12 protein-coding genes and 3 pseudogenes are annotated in these 16782 nt (G+C 71.9%); 11 read left to right on the forward strand and 4 right to left on the reverse strand.

Annotated elements, in window-relative coordinates:
• Window positions 1-1379 (forward strand): BACON domain-containing protein (locus DY218_RS34140; protein WP_158573992.1); only part of this gene is annotated, 1379 nt, incomplete at its 5' end.
• 14 nt (window positions 1380-1393) lie between these two features.
• Here the strand turns inward: DY218_RS34140 and DY218_RS34935 are convergent.
• Both DY218_RS34935 and DY218_RS34940 read right to left on the reverse strand, forming a co-directional pair.
• Window positions 1394-1630, reverse strand: a pseudogene (locus tag DY218_RS34935) (hypothetical protein); the annotation flags it as partial.
• 65 nt (window positions 1631-1695) lie between these two features.
• Window positions 1696-2336 (reverse strand): annotated as a pseudogene (locus tag DY218_RS34940) (hypothetical protein); the annotation flags it as partial.
• A gap of 71 nt (window positions 2337-2407) precedes the next feature.
• Between DY218_RS34940 and DY218_RS08235 the strand changes: the two are divergent.
• From DY218_RS08235 to ilvD, 4 genes and pseudogenes are all read left to right on the forward strand, one after another.
• Window positions 2408-3328: pseudogene (locus DY218_RS08235) on the forward strand (Ppx/GppA phosphatase family protein); the annotation flags it as partial.
• Between the two features lie 1259 nt (window positions 3329-4587).
• Window positions 4588-5418 (forward strand): sugar phosphate isomerase/epimerase family protein, encoded by an 831-nt coding sequence (locus DY218_RS08240; protein ID WP_128555262.1) that lies wholly within the window; start codon window positions 4588-4590, stop codon window positions 5416-5418.
• A complete protein-coding gene (locus DY218_RS08245) occupies window positions 5415-6047 on the forward strand; it encodes a TetR/AcrR family transcriptional regulator (protein WP_128555263.1) in 633 nt (210 codons plus the stop codon). The genes DY218_RS08240 and DY218_RS08245 overlap by 4 nt, the downstream gene beginning before the upstream one ends.
• Before the next feature lie 213 nt (window positions 6048-6260).
• Window positions 6261-8111 carry a dihydroxy-acid dehydratase gene (gene ilvD / locus DY218_RS08250; protein ID WP_128555264.1) on the forward strand — a complete coding sequence of 617 codons (1851 nt, stop codon included), beginning with the start codon at window positions 6261-6263 and terminating at the stop codon, window positions 8109-8111.
• 24 nt (window positions 8112-8135) lie between these two features.
• On the opposite strand, the gene DY218_RS08255 is transcribed toward ilvD, so the two are convergent.
• The gene (locus tag DY218_RS08255; protein ID WP_128555265.1) at window positions 8136-10481 is read right to left on the reverse strand and encodes a protein kinase domain-containing protein; all 2346 of its coding nucleotides are present in this window, start codon (window positions 10479-10481) and stop codon (window positions 8136-8138) included.
• Between the two features lie 239 nt (window positions 10482-10720).
• Between DY218_RS08255 and DY218_RS08260 the strand changes: the two genes are divergently transcribed.
• The 6 genes from DY218_RS08260 to proC all read left to right on the forward strand — a co-directional run bounded on the left by DY218_RS08260 (window position 10721) and on the right by proC (window position 15213).
• A complete protein-coding gene (locus tag DY218_RS08260; RefSeq protein ID WP_233521433.1) occupies window positions 10721-11032 on the forward strand; it encodes an SH3 domain-containing protein in 312 nt (103 codons plus the stop codon).
• 81 nt (window positions 11033-11113) lie between these two features.
• Window positions 11114-11707, forward strand: coding sequence for an EamA/RhaT family transporter (locus DY218_RS08265; RefSeq protein WP_128555267.1), 594 nt, complete (start codon window positions 11114-11116; stop codon window positions 11705-11707).
• A 32-nt stretch (window positions 11708-11739) separates the two neighbouring features.
• Window positions 11740-12537, forward strand: coding sequence for a class I SAM-dependent methyltransferase (locus tag DY218_RS08270; protein WP_128555268.1), 798 nt, complete (start codon window positions 11740-11742; stop codon window positions 12535-12537).
• Window positions 12538-12632: 95 nt separating this feature from the next.
• Window positions 12633-13475 carry an ABC transporter ATP-binding protein gene (locus DY218_RS08275; protein WP_199566666.1) on the forward strand — a complete coding sequence of 281 codons (843 nt, stop codon included), beginning with the start codon at window positions 12633-12635 and terminating at the stop codon, window positions 13473-13475.
• Window positions 13472-14260, forward strand: a complete 789-nt coding sequence (locus DY218_RS08280) for an ABC transporter permease (protein WP_128555269.1) — start codon at window positions 13472-13474, stop codon at window positions 14258-14260. The genes DY218_RS08275 and DY218_RS08280 overlap by 4 nt, the downstream gene beginning before the upstream one ends.
• 143 nt (window positions 14261-14403) lie before the next feature.
• A complete protein-coding gene (proC, locus tag DY218_RS08285) occupies window positions 14404-15213 on the forward strand; it encodes a pyrroline-5-carboxylate reductase (protein ID WP_128555270.1) in 810 nt (269 codons plus the stop codon).
• 40 nt (window positions 15214-15253) lie between these two features.
• Here proC and trpS read toward each other — a convergent pair whose 3' ends face one another.
• Window positions 15254-16264, reverse strand: a complete 1011-nt coding sequence (gene trpS, locus DY218_RS08290) for a tryptophan--tRNA ligase (RefSeq protein WP_128555271.1) — start codon at window positions 16262-16264, stop codon at window positions 15254-15256.
• Window positions 16265-16782: the final 518 nt, after the last annotated feature.

Here is a 16782-nt window from a genome sequence, read left to right on the forward strand (position 1 = left end):
CGCGGACGGCACCCGCGTGGACGGGCGCCGCGGACCCGGCCGGCGGCGCCGACCAGGAGCGCCGTCGTGAACTGGCCAGGCTGGCCTGGCCGGAGGCCGCAGGCACCACCCCCGAGCAGCGCGAGGCGCTCGAACTCGCCGTACGCCACGGCCTGTCCACCCGCGAGGTGGCCTCCGTACTCGGCATGGAGCAGGTCACCGCGCGCGAACTGCTCTCCGCGGCCGCCTGCGAGGTGGAGCGCACCAGGGCCGCGCTCGCCGTCGTCGAGAAGGGCACCTGCCCCAGCGTGGCCAGGCTCACCGGCGACAATCAGCTGCTGCTCGGCACCGCCCTGCGTGCCGAACTCGTCCGGCACGTGGACGACTGCCCACGCTGCCGCCGCACCGCCGAGCGCGCCGGCGCCGCCGCCTGGCCGGGGACCACCCCGACTGCCGCCGCGCTGCCGGTGGTCAGGGCGCCGCGCGCCGCGGCCCATGCGGCCATGGGCCGTGCGGCACACGCGCGTGGCGGTGCACCGCGCTTCGACCGCCGCGGCTTCCCGATGGACCCCAAGGACCGTGCCGCCCGCCGCGACCGACTGCGCGCGCGTGCCGTCACGACGACGGTCGTCGCCACCGTCGTCGCCGCCCCGGTGCTCGCCCTGTGGGCGGCCTACCGCGGTGCGCCGCTCGTCGGCGAGGGCCGTGACGGATCCTCGGTCAGCGCGAGCGAGAGCGACGGGACCGGCCTCGGCGCCGACGACGCCCGCGACTACGAGAACGCGGGCAATGCCCGCACCGACCCGGATCCGCGCTTCACCGCGGGCAGCCGTTCGCCCGACGTCTCGGTCGAGGTGATCAGCCCGGGCGCCGACCCCTCGCACAGCCGCGTGGGCCCCGGCAGGCTCACCGTCGCCGCCCAGCCGAGCGGCGGCGCCACCGTCGTCACGCTGACCGCGTCCGGCGGCGAGCCGGTCCACTGGTCGGCCTCCACGCGCGCGTACTGGCTGCATCTGACCCGTACGTCGGGGACCTTGATGCCGGGCGAGTCCGTGAGCTTCCGGGTGTACGTGGACCACCACCGGGAGCCGGCCGGACACTGGAGCGCCCGCATCGCGGTGGGCCCGGGCAACTCGGTGGTCGCCATCGACGGGTACGGCGCCACGAGCCCGTCGCCGTCGAACCCGGACCGCCCGACGCCGACCAGGCCTCCGTCGACGCCGCCGCCGTCCTCCCCGGACCCGGACCCGACGTCGCAGGACCCCACGACACCGCCCCCGTCGGATCCGCCGCCGTCCAGCCCGGATCCCGACCCCACGGACTCGTCACCCGACCCGTCCGAGCCGGAGCCGTCCGACCCGCCGAGCAGCGACCCCGGCGGCACGGGGCCGACCGGCTGACGCCAGGCCCGGCGTCAGCGCGCAGGATCCGCCGGATGGGGCGCCACGAGCGGCAGTTGAGAGGCCAGGCGCTCCTCGCACAGCTCGACCAGACGGTCGTAGCCGGCCTTGCCCATCAGCTCCTCGAGCTCGGGCGCGTACGACACATAGACGGGATCGCCCGCGCCGTGTGCGGACGTCGCGGAGGTGCACCACCAGTGCAGGTCGTGGCCGCCGGGCCCCCAGCCGCGGCGGTCGTACTCGCCGATCGACACCTGAAGGATCTTGGTGTCGTCGGGCCGCTCGATCCACTCGTAGGTCCGGCGGACCGGCAGCNTCGTACTCGCCGATCGACACCTGAAGGATCTTGGTGTCGTCGGGCCGCTCGATCCACTCGTAGGTCCGGCGGACCGGCAGCTGCCAGCAGACGTCCGGTTTGGTCTCCAGCGGTTCGCGGCCCTCGCGCAGCGCCAGGATGTGCAGCGAGCAGCCGGCGCCGCCGGCGAAACCGGGGCGGTTCTGGAAGATGCACGAGCCGTTCCAGCGGCGCGTCTGGCGGTCGCCGTCCTCGTCCTCCTCGATCCAGCCCGTCTGCGAACCGACGTCGTGGTGCTGCCAGATCTCCGGAGTGAGCCTCGCCACGCTGTCGGCGACCCGCTTCTCGTCGTCCTCGTCCGAGAAGTGCGCTCCGAGGGTGCAGCAGCCGTCGTCGGCGCGGCCCGCCTGGATGCCCTGGCAGCCGCTGCCGAAGATGCAGTTCCAGCGGGACGTGAGCCAGGTCAGGTCGCAGCGGAAGACCTGCTCGTCGTCCGCCGGGTCCGGGAACTCGACCCAGGCACGGGCGAAGTCCAGCCCCTTCTCGTCGTCGGCGGGGGGCGGCACGGCCGGCTCGGTGCCCTTGGCGTCCTTGGAGTTCTTGGGGTCCTTCTTCGAAGCCTTGGGGGTTTTGTCGTTCTTCGCCTTTTTCGTCTTGGCCACATGTCCAGGGTATGCGCGGCATACGCCACATGTGGACCGGCCACCTCCGAACGCGCAGTAGCGTTTTCGGTATGAGACTCGGAGTCCTCGACGTCGGATCGAACACCGTGCACCTCCTTGTGGTGGACGCGCACCCGGGCGCCCGCCCGCTGCCCGCGCACTCGCACAAGGCGGAACTGCGGCTCGCCCAACTCCTCGACGAGGCGGGTGCGATCGGCGGCGAAGGCGTCGACCGGCTCGTCGCCACCGTGCGTGACGCCCTGGTGGCGGCCGAGGACAAGGGCTGCGAATCCGTCCTCGCCTTCGCGACCTCCGCGGTACGCGAGGCCACCAACGCCGATGCGGTGCTCGACCGCGTCCGCCGCGAGACCGGTGTGGACCTGCAGGTCCTGTCCGGCGAGGAGGAGGCGCGGCTGACCTTCCTGGCCGCCCGCCGCTGGTTCGGCTGGTCCGCCGGCAAACTGCTCGTCCTCGACATCGGCGGCGGCTCGCTCGAGATCGCGTACGGCATCGACGAGGAACCCGATGCGGCGGTGTCGCTGCCGCTCGGCGCGGGCCGCCTCACCTCGGCCTGGCTGCCCGGCGACCCTCCGGACCCGCAGGACGTCAAGGCGCTGCGCCGGCATGCGCGGGCCCAGATCGCCCGTGTGGTGGGCGAGTTCAGCCGGCTCGGCAGCCCCGACCATGTCGTGGCCACGTCCAAGACGTTCAAGCAGCTGGCCCGTCTCGCGGGTGCCGCACGGTCCGCCGAGGGCCTCTACGTACAGCGGGAACTCAAGCGGAAGTCGCTCGAGGACTGGGTGCCGCGGCTCGCCGCGATGAACGAGACCGAACTGTGCGAGCTGCCGGGCGTCTCCGACGGACGCGCCGGGCAGCTGCTTGCCGGGGCGCTCGTGGCCGAGGGCGCGATGGACCTGTTCGGCGTCGAGTCCGTGGAGATCTGCCCGTGGGCCCTTCGCGAGGGCGTCATCCTGCGCCGCCTCGACCACCTGCCGAACGGCCCTGAGACCACCCCGGACGGCCTCCAGGGCCCCGCCTCCGCGCCTGCCGGTGGACCCGACCGGACCGGTGGCGCTCCGCAAGCCGTCGAAGCCCCCCGGGCGGACCGTTGAGCGCACAAGAGCCGAGCGATCCCCACCAGTTGCCGCAGCCGTCCGAGCCCGACCACCTGCCGCCCGAGCCTGCGCAACGTCCCGGCGGCGCGGCGCGCCCGGCGGCGAACTCCGGTGCGAACTCCGCCCGCCCGCACGCTTCGGCTGCCCGGATGCCTGCCGATCCGGGGCAGGTGTCCGGCGAGTCCCCGCGGCCGTCCGGCGGCCTTGCGGGCTTGTCCGCGGCCGCGGGGTCGGTGCGGGAGTCCGCAGGCCCTGCGCCGCGGTCGGCGGAGCCTGCTCGCTCGTCGACCGGATCGGCTGGGGGACCCGCTGAGTCTGCGCGCCGGCCTGCGGATTCCGTCCGGCTGCCCTCCGGGGCTGCGCGTGAGCACTCCGAATCCGTGCGGGCCTCGGAGGAGTCTGTACGGGCCTCGGACGAGTCCGTACGGGTGCCGGACGAGGCCGCGCACCGGTCTGCCGAGGACATGCGCCGACCCTCCGGGCCCTCGGCCCGGCCGTGCGACGCGGCGCAGCTGCCTGCCGAGCCCGAGTCGGAGCCTTCTGGGGCTCGACGCGAGCATGCCGATCCCGTGCGAGCGCCGGCCGAGTCTGAGCACCGGTCTGCGCAACAGCCTGCCGACTCCACGCGACCGTCCGCCGCCCTGGTGCGGCTGTCCGCCGGGTCCCGGCGGAAGTCCCCGCTGCCACCCGTCGCAGCCCTGCGGAAGAGGGTGGCGTCCGCGGGGTTCTCGCGGGCAGCCGGTCGGTCGGCTGGGGACCATGTCGAGCCCGAGCTTTCCGAGCCCGAGCTTTCCGAGCCGGCACAAGCGCCGGCCGCGTCTGCGCGGCAGCCGGCCCAGTCCGTACGTGAGTGGGGCGAGCCCGGACGGGAATCCGCCGGCCACGTCCAAGAGCCTGCGGAGTCGGCGCGCACGTCGGCCGGATCTGCGCCGGGGCAGCCCCCGCTTGCGTCCGCCGAGTCCGTACCCGGCCGGCCGCCGTCCGTAGGCTCGTCCGCCGGGTCTTCGCAGGATGCCGGTAGGGCGGCGCAGGACCGTGCCCGCACGGTGCGGGAGTCCGCAGGGGCGGCGCCGCAGCGGTCCGAAGAGTCCTCGAAAAGGGCAGACCCCGCGGAGGCGGCCCGTACGCTGGCGGGCGTGGCGGAGTCAGTGGTGCGTGTGCCGGACGCGAAGGTCGCCCTGTCGACGGCCTCGGTCTATCCGGAGTCGACAGCGACGGCGTTCGAGATCGCCGGGCGTCTCGGCTACGACGGCGTCGAGGTGATGGTCTGGACGGACCCCGTCAGCCAGGACATCGACTCCCTGCGCAAGCTGAGCGACTACCACCAAGTCCCGATCCTCGCCGTACACGCACCGTGCCTCCTGATCACCCAGCGCGTGTGGTCCACGGACCCGTGGGTGAAGCTGCAGCGCGCCCAGGCGGCCGCCGAGAAACTCGGCGCGAGCACGGTCGTGGTGCACCCGCCGTTCCGCTGGCAGCGCAGCTATGCCCGGGACTTCGTCAGCGGCCTGTGGCGGATGGCCGACGAGACGGACGTGCGTTTCGCGGTGGAGAACATGTACCCGTGGCGCTACCGCGACCGGGAGATGCTCGCCTACGCCCCCGAATGGGACGTCACCAAGGACGACTACCGGCACTTCACGGTCGACCTCTCGCACACCTCCACCGCCCGTACCGGCGCCATGGACATGATCGACAGAATGGGCGACCGGCTCGCCCACCTGCACCTCGCCGACGGCCGGGGCTCCGCCAAGGACGAACACCTGGTCCCGGGCCGCGGCGACCAGCCGTGCGCGGAGGTGCTGGAACGCCTCGCGCTCTCCGGCTTCGACGGCCACGTCGTCATCGAGGTCAACACCCGTCGTGCGATGTCCAGCGCCGAACGTGAGGCCGATCTCGCCGAGGCGCTCGCCTTCACCAGGCTGCACCTGGCCTCCGCGGCCAGGACGCTCACGGAGCGGCAGTGACGGCCGGGACCCCGCGCCGCCGGGGCCGCCCGTCGCGCACCGAGGCCGCGGCCGGCCCCGCCACCCGCGACCGCATTCTGGAGGCCGCGCGCGAGGAGTTCTCCGAGCGGGGCTACGACAAGACCTCGGTACGCGGCATCGCCAAGGCGGCGGGCGTGGACCCCGCCCTTGTGCACCATTACTTCGGCAAGAAGGAGGACGTCTTCGGCGCAGCCATCGAGCAGTCCTTCGCGCCCGCGTTCGGCGTCCCGGACGCGATCGCCGCGGGCGGCCCGGAGAAGGCCGGCGAGAACATGGCCCGCTACCTGTTCGGCGTCTGGGAGAACCCGGTCACCCGGCTCCCGCTGCTCGCCGTACTGCGCTCGGCGTTCAGCAACGAGACCGCCGCCGCAACACTCCGTGCGCTCATCGAAAAGCGCCTCCTCGCGCGCGTGGCCGGCGATCTGCAGGTACCCGATCCCGAGTTCCGCGCGCAGCTCGCCGCCGGGCATCTGATCGGGATCGCGGTGCTGCGGTACGTGGTCAAGATGGAGCCGATCGCGTCGGCAGACGTCGAGGACGTCGTCGCGATGGTCGCGCCGGCCCTCGAGCGGTACCTGACAAGCCCCGAGGCGGGGGCGCAGCCCTGAACCCACCGGGACCCCCGGAGGATCCGGCGGCCCGCCGCCGAGCAGCCCACCAGGTGAGCCCGGCATCCCATTCCCCGGACACCGGGTCCGGATCGTGGAGTGGCGGCGTACGCTCGTAGACACCCCATTTGCCGATACGCCCGCAGGGTTGTCCCGAGGGCCGCCCGAGGACCCCGTCCGCGGGCAGAGGATCCGTCCAAGGAGCGAGCGACGATGCCCGAGCTGAGGTCCCGCACTGTCACCCACGGCCGCAACATGGCGGGCGCCCGCGCCCTTATGCGGGCGTCGGGCGTAGCGAGCGCGGACATCGGCAAGCCGATCATCGCCGTCGCCAACTCCTTCACGGAGTTCGTCCCGGGCCACACCCACCTGGCCCCGGTCGGCCGGATCGTCTCCGAGGCGATCCTCGCGGCCGGCGCGGTGCCCCGTGAGTTCAACACGATCGCGGTGGACGACGGCATCGCGATGGGCCACGGCGGCATGCTCTACAGCCTGCCCTCGCGCGACCTGATCGCCGACTCCGTCGAGTACATGACGGAAGCGCACTGCGCCGACGCCCTGATCTGCATCTCCAACTGCGACAAGATCACCCCCGGCATGCTGATGGCCGCCCTGCGCCTCAACATCCCGACGATCTTCGTCTCCGGCGGCCCCATGGAGGCCGGCAAGGCGACCCTCGTGGACGGCACGGTCCGAAAACTCGACCTGGTCAACGCGATCTCGGACGCGGTCGACGAGAGCATCTCGGACGAGGACATCCTCCGCATCGAGGAGAACGCCTGCCCGACCTGCGGCTCCTGCTCCGGCATGTTCACCGCCAACTCGATGAACTGCCTGACCGAGGCCATCGGCCTCGCCCTGCCGGGCAACGGCTCGGTGCTCGCCACCCACACCGCACGCCGCGCCCTCTACGAGCAGGCCGGCCGCACCGTCGTGGACCTCGCCAAGCGCTACTACGAGGGCGGCGACGAGACCGTCCTGCCGCGCAACATCGCCACCCGCGACGCCTTCGACAACGCGATGGCGCTCGACATCGCCATGGGCGGCTCCACCAACACGATCCTGCACCTGCTCGCCGCCGCCCAGGAGGCCGAACTCGACTACGACCTGGCCGACATGGACGCGGTCTCGCGCCGCGTCCCGTGCCTGTCGAAGGTCGCGCCCAACGTCGCGCCGGGCGGCACGTACTACATGGAGGACGTGCACCGCGCCGGCGGCATCCCCGCCATCCTGGGCGAGCTCCAGCGCGGCGGCCTGCTCAACGAGGGCGTGCACTCGGTGCACGCCGCGTCCCTCGACGAGTGGCTCAAGACCTGGGACGTGCGCGGCGGTTCACCGTCCGCCGAGGCCCTCGAGCTGTGGCACGCGGCGCCCGGCTGCGTCCGCTCCGCCGAGGCCTTCTCGCAGTCGGAGCGCTGGGACAGCCTCGACACGGACGCCGCGGGCGGCTGCATCCGCTCCGTCGAGCACGCCTACTCCAAGGACGGCGGACTCGCGGTCCTCAAGGGCAATCTGGCCGTCGACGGCTGCGTGGTGAAGACCGCGGGCGTGGACGAGTCGATCTGGACCTTCGAGGGCCCCGCGGTCGTCTGCGAGTCGCAGGACGAGGCGGTCGAGAAGATTCTCAGCAAGCAGATCAAGGACGGCGACGTCGTCGTCATCCGCTACGAGGGCCCCAAGGGCGGCCCCGGCATGCAGGAGATGCTCTACCCGACGTCCTTCCTCAAGGGCCGCGGCCTGGGCAAGACCTGCGCCCTCGTCACCGACGGCCGCTTCTCCGGCGGTACGTCGGGCCTGTCCATCGGGCACGCCTCGCCCGAGGCGGCCTCCGGCGGCACCATCGCGCTCGTCGAGGACGGCGACCGCATCCGTATCGACATCCCGGACAGGTCCATCGAACTCCTCGTGTCCGACGAGGACTTGGCGGCCCGGCGCGAGGCCCTCGGCGGCGTCTACGCCCCGCGGGGCCGCGAGCGGAAGGTCTCCACCGCGCTGCGCGCGTACGCGGCGATGGCCACCAGCGCCGACAAGGGCGCGGTGCGGGACGTCAGCAAGCTGGGCTGAGGCCGCGGGCGGGCGGCCCTGGGGTCACCAACGCCGCGGCGATCCCGAGGGCGGCGAGAAGACCGATCCGTCGGGCGCGGTGGCGAACACCCTGCCCTCGGCCGCGACCGGCCGGTCCAGGGCGGAGGCCGGCGCGCCGGTACGGCCACTGGGCCGGGGCTCGGTCTGCCCGAGCAGCGCCGGCCGCCCGCCACGCACATCGACGGCGATCAGCCGCCCGTCGGCCGCGCCGAAGTACAGGGTGCCGCCCGCGACGGTGGGCGCGGACCCCTGGCTCACCGACGTCTCGAGCCGCCACCGCGGCCCGGCGTCCGCTCCCGCGGTGTCCACCGCGACCAACCCGCCGCCCGCACCGAGCAGATGCACCGTGTCCCCGTGCAGACTCGCCACCGGGTCGGGCAGCGGTACGTCGAGCGGCACGCGGCGTACCGCGCGCCGGTTCGCGTCGTACCGGACCACGGCGACCGCGTACGAGTCCTGGTCGGCCTGCGTGAACCACACCGTGCCGTCGCGCGCGCCGACCGGCGTCAGGGCGCCGTCCAGGCTCCGCTGCCACTGCTTGCGGCCGGTGCGGGGGTCGAGGGAGGTCACCCGACTGCCGCCGCCCTGGAGCGTGTTGACGGCGTAGACGTGGCCGTCGCCGCCCGTCCACAGGGTGGCGTCCCGCAGTTCGGCGTACGTCCGCTGCCAACGGCGGCTGCCGTCACGGGCGTCGAGCGCGCGCAGGGTTCCCTGGGCCGTCGTCAGCAGGACGGTGTCCCGCGCGTGGGTGACCCGTCCCGCGTACGCACTCAGGTCATGGGACCAACGGGTCTGTCCCGAGCGCGGGTCGAGGGCCTCGAGGACGCTTCCCCTGTCGGTGACGGTCTGCAGGAGGCCGCCGGACAGGACAGGGGCCGTGGGCGGCTCGAGGGCGGTCCCGCGGCCTGCCGTGGACTGCGGGCGTGACCACAGGACCTTGCCGCTGCCGGCGTCGAGGGCGGCAGCGCTGATTCCGGGGGCCGCGCAGTAGAGCCGTGCCGCTGCGCCGCCTCCGGTCTTCGATGCGGGTGCGCGTACGCAATGGGGCGTGCCGCTCGCGCCCTTGGTGGGCAATTTCGTGCTCCACGCGCGCGTGGGCGGCGCCGGCGAGGAGGGCGCGCCGTTCGACGCCCGCGGTTCGTCGCCCACTCCGCCCCCGTCTGCGGACCCGCCGGCGCCGAGCACCGTGAACGAGGCGGTCACCCCGGCAGCGACTGCGACCGCGAGCACACAGACGGCCAGCCGGGTCCGCCGCGACCACGCGGCCGGCCGCCGCCACCGGCCGCGCCCCGGCCGGGTCCGCCGCCCGCCGTGCCTCCGGTCGGAGACATGCGTGACCGCCTCCTCGGAGGGCGCCGGCTCCTGCTGATCGCGCGCCGCCTGCCGGTCGTGCCGGTCCGACCGGTCCGGCTCGTCCCGCTGGGCCGGGATGAACACCTGCGCGCCCACGTCGTCCGAAGCGAAGACCTGCGCGCCCGTCCCGTACGGATCGAACACCTGGGTGTCGTACGAGGCGACGACCTCCCGCAGCTCGGCCATCAGGTCGTCCGGAGTCGGCCTGTCCTGCGGCTCCTTGGCCAGGCAACGCGCCACGAGCCCGGCCAACTCCTCCGGCACGCCCGCGAGATCGGGCTCGTCGTGCACCACCTGGTACGCCACCACGTACGGGCTGTCCGAGTCGAAGGGGCCACGGCCCGTCGCCGCGTGCACCAGCACGGAGCCGAGGGCGAACACATCGGCGGCCGGGCCCACCTCCCGCGGCCTGCGGAACTGCTCGGGCGCCATGAATGGCGGCGTACCGATCAATTTGCCGGTCTCCGTGCGCAGTTCACTGTCCGCCGGCCGGGATATCCCGAAGTCGATGACCTTGGGGCCGTCCTCGGCCAGCAGGACGTTGCTGGGTTTGAGGTCTCGGTGCACCACGCCGACGCGGTGGATGTCGCGCAGTGCCTCGGCGAGGCCCGCGAGCAGTCGGCGGAGCCGGTCGGGCGGCAGTGCGCCGTTCCGCTTCACCTGGTCTTCGAGGGTGGGGCCCGGGACGTAGAGCGTCGCCATCCAGGGCTGTGCGGCATCCGGGTCGGCGTCCACCACGGGCGCGGTGAAGGCACCGCTGACCCTCCGGGCCGCGGCGACCTCCTGCCGGAACCTGCCTCTGAACTCGCGGTCCTCCGCGAGCTCCGGATGCACCACCTTGACCGCGAGCCGCAGCCCGGAGGCTGAACGGGCGAGATGGACCACGCCCATACCGCCCGAGCCGAGCGGCTCGTCCAGGCGGTAGTGGCCTGCGTACAGCGGCCGTTCGGCGAATTCCGCTTCCGGACCGGGTCCGATTCTGCGCCCTGGCGGCATCGGCCACCCCCCGACATTCCGTCCGCGCGTATCCGTCCGCGCGCGACGCGCAGAGCCTAGTCGATGATGCGTACGAGACGGACGGGGCTTGCTAGCCTCGGCGCGCTGGGCGTGACGACACGCCATTCGATCAACGGGGGGAGGCCAGTATGGCTGTTGAGAACACCGAGACTGCTGGGACTGCGAGGACATCCGGGAGTACTGATGCTGCCGGAGCTGCCGGGACCACCGACGACGCCGTGAACACTGACGCGGCACAGACCGACGAGGCAGCCGCGACGGCCGGCGACGCGGAGGCCAAGGCCCGCTCGTACCCGGTCGCACCGGGCTACCGGCTCAACGTCCGCAGCGGTCCAGGCACGAACTACCGCCTCGTCCGGGTCCTGCCGGCGGGTTCCTCGGTCCGCGTGTACTGCCAGACCCGGGGCCAGTCCGTCACCGGCCCGTACGGCACCTCGAACATCTGGAACAACATCGCCAACGGCCAGTTCGTCTCGGACACCTATGTGAAGACCGGCTCCGACGGCTTCATCGCCCCACCCTGCGCCTGACGCCTCGGCCGCCCGGACGCCCGCGGGGGGAGCCCGAGAGCCTCTGCGGGCCCGGCCGGCAGTACGAGCGATAATCGAGCCGTGAGCGAAGAGAGCGGCAAACGCGACACCGGCCACGGCGAGACCGGCAAGGCCGAGACCGGCAAGGCCGGTGGCCCCGGCGGCACGCCCCGGCCCCGCGATCCGGGAACGGGCTCCGCAGGAGGCCCGGAGCCCGAAGCCCTCCGCTTCTTCGGCACCACCTGGGTCGACCACGACCACGGCTATGCCCTGCGCCGCGCCGGCGTCGCCGCGGGCTCCCTCGCCGCCGCGGCGGCCGGCTGCTTCGTACTGCGCTTCGCCTACCAGGGCCTGGAGATCGCCAAGGTCGGCAGCTTCGTGAACCTCCTCGTCGTGGTGGTCTTCGCCGTCTGCAGCGCCATCGCCTTCCGCCGCACCTGGGAGTCGTACGGCAAACGCCTCGACCCTCAGACGCAGCAGTCCCTCCGCAGCATGCTGGCGATCGGCTTCATCGGCATGCTCCTCGCCTACTTCTTCCGTTCCCTGACCGAGGCCCCGGGCGAGAAACTGCGCCGCGCCGAGTACGAAACGGCCCGCACCCAGTACGAACGCCGCACAAGCCGCCGCACCCGAAACCCGGCCGCCCGCTCCTCCCAGCGCAAGCGCAAGCGCTAGTCCGGCCGACCACCCCGCACCACAATCGAGGGATGGCCTCGCACCCCGGACAGCAAGAGTCCGCACACCCCGGCACCCCGCGCGCCCTCTCCTTCGACTCGGTGGCTGCCCAGTACGCCACCTCCCGCCCGAGCTATCCGCCGCAACTCTTCGACACCATTGAGGAGTTGACCGGCCACCCGCTGGACGGACGCCGCGTGGTCGACGTCGGCGCGGGCACCGGTATCGCCACCCGCCTGCTCGCCGCCAGAGGCGCCCGCGTCCTCGCCGTCGAACCGGGCCCCGCCATGGGCGAACAACTCCGCGAGGCCCTGCCCGATGTGCCCCTCCTGCGAGCCGTCGGCGACGCCCTTCCGCTCGCCACCGCCTCCACCGACCTGATCACATACGCACAGTCCTGGCACTGGACCGACCCGGCGCGCTCCGTACCGGAAGCCATGCGCGTACTGGCCCCAGGCGGCGCCCTCGCCCTCTGGTGGAACATCCCCGACACCACCGTCCCCTGGATCGCCGAGCAGGAGGACCGCCTCGCCCGCCGCCTCGACGCCCACCGGCACGGGACCGGCCTCAGAGCGCCCCGACTGATCACCGAGGCGGACCCGGCCCTGCGGCCGGTCCGGCGCGAGTTGCACTGGACCCGCCGAGTGCCACTCGACCAGCACATCGCTCACCTCGGCAGCCACTCCTACGTCGCCCGACTCGGCCCGCACCGCGCGGCCCCGCTCCTTGACCAGGAGCGCACAGAGGTCCTACGCGTCTTCCCCGGCGGAATCGTCGAGGAGACCTACGCCCTGCACCTCACCGTCACCCTCCGCCGGGCCGACCCCTGAGCCGGCACAACTCGGCTGTCACCCCTCTCGGCTGTCACGCACCTCCGTCCTCGTCTTCCTTGACGTCCCACCCGCCCAGGAGCAGTATTCAACACATGATGAATTATTCCGCCGGCCCTGCTACCGATCAGCCGGGCACTCCACACGAACCTCCCGACGAGCCCCCGGCCATCCGCGCCCGAGCACTCACCGTCGTACGGGGCCCCCGCACCGTCCTCCGAGACCTCGACTTCTCCGTCCCGCCGGGCCAGATCACCGGACTCCTCGGCCCCTCCGGCTGCGGCAAATCGACCCTGATGCGCTCCGTCGTAGGCACCCAGGCCAAGGTCACCGGCACCCTCGAAGTCCTCGGCCGCCCCGCCGGCGACGCAGCCCTCCGCTCCCGCATCGGCTACGTCACCCAGGCACCCTCGGTCTACGACGACCTCACCGTGCGCCAGAACCTCGAGTACTTCGCCGCCGTACTCGATCCCGGCCGCGCCGCCGCAGCCCACCGCAGGACCAACGTCACCCGGGCCATCACCTCCGTCGCCCTCACCTCCCACACGGACGCTCTCGCCGGAAACCTCTCCGGCGGCCAGCGCAGCCGCGTCTCCCTCGCTGTCGCCCTGCTCGGAAACCCCGAACTCCTGGTCCTCGACGAACCGACCGTCGGCCTCGACCCCGTACTCCGCCGCGACCTGTGGAACCTCTTCCACAGCATCGCCGACAGCGGCACCACGATCCTCGTCTCGTCCCACGTCATGGACGAGGCCGAGCGCTGCCACCGACTGCTCCTGATGCGCGAAGGCGAGATCCTCGCCGACGGAACACCGGACGCACTGCGCTCCGGGGACGAGACGGTCGAGGACGCCTTCCTGCGCCTCGTCGACGAGGCCGACGCCCGCCGACAGCACGGGACCGCCACCTCCGACCCCGCCGAGGAGGCCGCGCGATGACCATGCACACCGCACCGGACACCCCTGAAACCCGCCGGCCCGCCGCCATCTCATGGGCACGCACCACGGCCACCGCGGCCCGCGTACTGCGCCAGCTCCGCCACGACCCCCGATCCATCGCCCTGATGCTCCTGGTGCCGTGCGTGATGCTCTTCCTGCTGCGCTACGTCTTCGACGGCGACCCACGGACCTTCGACAACATCGGCGCCTCCCTCCTGGGTATTTTCCCGCTGGTCACGATGTTCCTGGTGACGTCCATCGCCACCCTGCGCGAGCGCACGTCCGGCACTCTCGAGCGCCTGCTGGCCATGCCCCTGGGCAAAGCGGACCTGATCATGGGCTACGCACTCGCCTTCGGCACCCTGGCGATCATCCAGTCGGCCCTGGCCACCGGTCTCGCCCTCTGGGTGCTCGGACTCGACGTCGTCGGCTCACCGTGGCTGCTCCTGGTGGTCGCCCTCCTGGACGCCCTCCTCGGCACCGCCCTCGGACTCTTCGTCTCGGCCTTCGCGGCTTCGGAGTTCCAGGCCGTCCAGTTCATGCCGGCGGTGATCTTTCCCCAACTCCTCCTCTGCGGACTCTTCACTCCTCGCCCGAACATGCAGCCTGTCCTAGAAGCGATCTCCAACGTCCTTCCCATGTCCTACGCGGTCGACGGCATGAACGAAGTCCTCAAGCACACCGACCTCACGGCCAACTTCGTCCGCGATGCCGTTGTCGTCGCAGCGGTGGCCGCCCTCGTTCTCGTCCTGGGCGCGGCGACCCTGCGCCGCCGCACCGCCTGACGACACCACTCACGGCCCACACCGCCGGTGCCCCGCCGGCGGCCGCCTGCCCTGTACCGCCCATCGGACAGCCGACCCCTCGAATCCGCCCCGATGAAAGGATGGCCGCGGACGACACACCGCACCCGGAGGGTGAACCGCTCATGACCCAGAACGTCGCAGTCCTCGGCACCGGCAAGATCGGTGAGGCCCTGCTCAGCGGGATGATCCGAGCAGGCTGGTCCCCGGCGAACCTCCTGGTCACCACCCGCCGCCCGGAGCGAGCCGAGGAACTCCGCACCCGCTACGGCGTCACTCCCGTCAGCAACACCGAGGCCGCCAAGTCGGCCGACACCCTGATCCTCACCGTGAAGCCGCAGGACATGGGCACACTCCTCGACGAACTCGCGCCCCACGTCCCGGCCGAACGCCTCGTCATCAGCGGCGCCGCCGGCATTCCCACCTCCTTCTTCGAAGAGCGACTGGCACCGAACACCCCCGTCGTCCGTGTCATGACGAACACTCCCGCCCTGGTCGACGAGGCCATGTCCGTGATCTCACCCGGCAGCCACGCCACCGCGGACCACCTCGCGCACGCCGAGGAGATCTTCGGTGGCGTCGGCAAGACCCTGCGGGTCCCCGAATCACAACAGGACGCGTGCACCGCCCTGTCCGGCTCCGGTCCGGCGTACTTCTATTTCCTGGTCGAGGCCATGACAGACGCGGGCATCCTGCTCGGCCTGCCCCGGGACAAGGCCCACGACCTGATCGTCCAGGCCGCCATCGGAGCCGCGGTCATGCTCCGCGACAGCGGCGAACACCCGGTCAAACTCCGTGAAAACGTCACCTCCCCTGCAGGTACCACCATCAACGCCATCCGGGAACTCGAGAATCACGGCGTGCGAGCCGCCCTCATCGCCGCCCTGGAGGCGGCCCGCGACCGAAGCCGCGAGCTCGCCACCGGGAACGGCTGACCTCACCCGCCGCAGCGTCTGCCGCCCGGCCCCGACTCGGTCAAGCGATCGGCCCGCCGGGCGGCAGCAGCCCGATCGCCTCATACGCCGCATCGACCCGCGGCCGAGCCATCGCCCTGGCCCGCTCCGCACCTCGCATCAGCACCTCCTCCACATAGCCCGGATCCGCACACAGCTCCTTGTGCTTGGCCTGTACGGGCTCGAGGAGTTCCACCACGGCCTCGGCGGTGTCCTTCTTCAACGCGCCGTACGACTCATATACACCGGCCAGCGCCTCCGGGTTCCCACCCGTGCAGGACGAAAGAATCTCGAGCAGGTTGCTGACACCCGGCTTGGCCTCGCGGTCATGCACGACCTCGCGCCCGCTGTCCGTCACGGCCCGCAGAATCTTGCTGCGCACGACATCGGGCTCGTCGAGCAGATGGACGACTCCGGCCGCTGAGGCCTCGGACTTACCCATCTTCGACGTCGGATCCTGCAGGTTCATCACCCGAGCAGCCACCGCCGGAGGGTTCGCACGCGGCACGACGAACGTTTCCCCGTACCGCTGGTTGAAGCGCACAGCGAGATCCCTCGCCAGCTCGACGTGCTGCGTCTGATCGTCACCGACGGGCACTTCATCGGTCCCGTACGCCAGGATGTCGGCGGCCATCAGCGCGGGATACGTCAGCAAGGACAACCGCACGCTGCCACCCCGCGCCCGTTCGAGTGCGGCCTTCTCCTTGTACTGGATCATCCGACGCATCTCGCCGTCGGTGGCGGTGCACTCCAGGAGGTAGGAGAGCCGCGTGTGCTCGGGGACGTGACTCTGGACGAACACGGTGCTCACGTCGGGGTCCAGCCCACACGCCAGGAACAGCGTGGCCAGCTGCCTGCTGAGTCTGCGCACCCGCTCCGGATCGTGCTCCACGGTCAAGGCGTGCAGGTCGACGACGCAGAACAAGGCGTCGCTCCTGTGCTGATCGACCTCGGCCCACCTGCGCAGGGCTCCCAGATAGTTCCCGAGCGTCAGATGCCCCGTCGGCTTGATCCCGCTGAATACCCGTGTCATCGCTCCACCTTCGGTTCGGGACCGCCGGCCCGGCGACGGACCGCGATCCCCGAGGGGAAACGCAAACGGCCGCCGAGACGGCGGCCGTGTGAGTGCATACGTGAGTGCGGCCGCCCGTCAGGCGGCCCACCACAGCTGGATGCTCGTATGCGTGAACATGGGTCCAGCGTAGCGCGACCAGGCCCGAAGTTGACACGCCATGGGGCCATCCGTAGTGTGCTCCGGGTTGCCCGACGTGAGCGCCGACTTAAGTCGGTCCCCGGGCGACCATTCCGCAAGAACCATGAGAACGAATCTGCGCTTCGTCGCAGCCTCGTCCGCATGCATTTTCGCAGAATGAGGAAACCGCGTTCGAGAGAGCGACCCCGATTAGCTCGGGGGCCAGGAATCCGCTAATGTCTCACCCGTCGGAGCGGCCCAACAGCCGTGAAGACAAACCCCGTTGACGGGAAGTCAGGCCCGAAAGGATCTGCTAGAGTCGACACCGCCGGAAGGCCGAAAGGCCGGAAAGCAACGAG

The organism is Streptomyces triticagri (assembly GCF_003429565.1).
GTDB classification, from domain to species: Bacteria; Actinomycetota; Actinomycetes; order Streptomycetales; family Streptomycetaceae; genus Streptomyces; species Streptomyces triticagri.

Bases quoted from the DNA above. Each gene is read 5' to 3' on its own strand.
- ilvD (WP_128555264.1), top strand. From the start codon at position 6,261: ATGCCCGAGCTGAGGTCCCGCACTGTCACCCACGGCCGCAACATGGCG.
- DY218_RS08255 (WP_128555265.1), bottom strand. From the start codon at position 10,481: ATGCCGCCAGGGCGCAGAATCGGACCCGGTCCGGAAGCGGAATTCGCC.
- DY218_RS08270 (WP_128555268.1), top strand. From the start codon at position 11,740: ATGGCCTCGCACCCCGGACAGCAAGAGTCCGCACACCCCGGCACCCCG.
- DY218_RS08275 (WP_199566666.1), top strand. From the start codon at position 12,633: ATGATGAATTATTCCGCCGGCCCTGCTACCGATCAGCCGGGCACTCCA.
- DY218_RS08280 (WP_128555269.1), top strand. From the start codon at position 13,472: ATGACCATGCACACCGCACCGGACACCCCTGAAACCCGCCGGCCCGCC.
- proC (WP_128555270.1), top strand. From the start codon at position 14,404: ATGACCCAGAACGTCGCAGTCCTCGGCACCGGCAAGATCGGTGAGGCC.
- trpS (WP_128555271.1), bottom strand. From the start codon at position 16,264: ATGACACGGGTATTCAGCGGGATCAAGCCGACGGGGCATCTGACGCTC.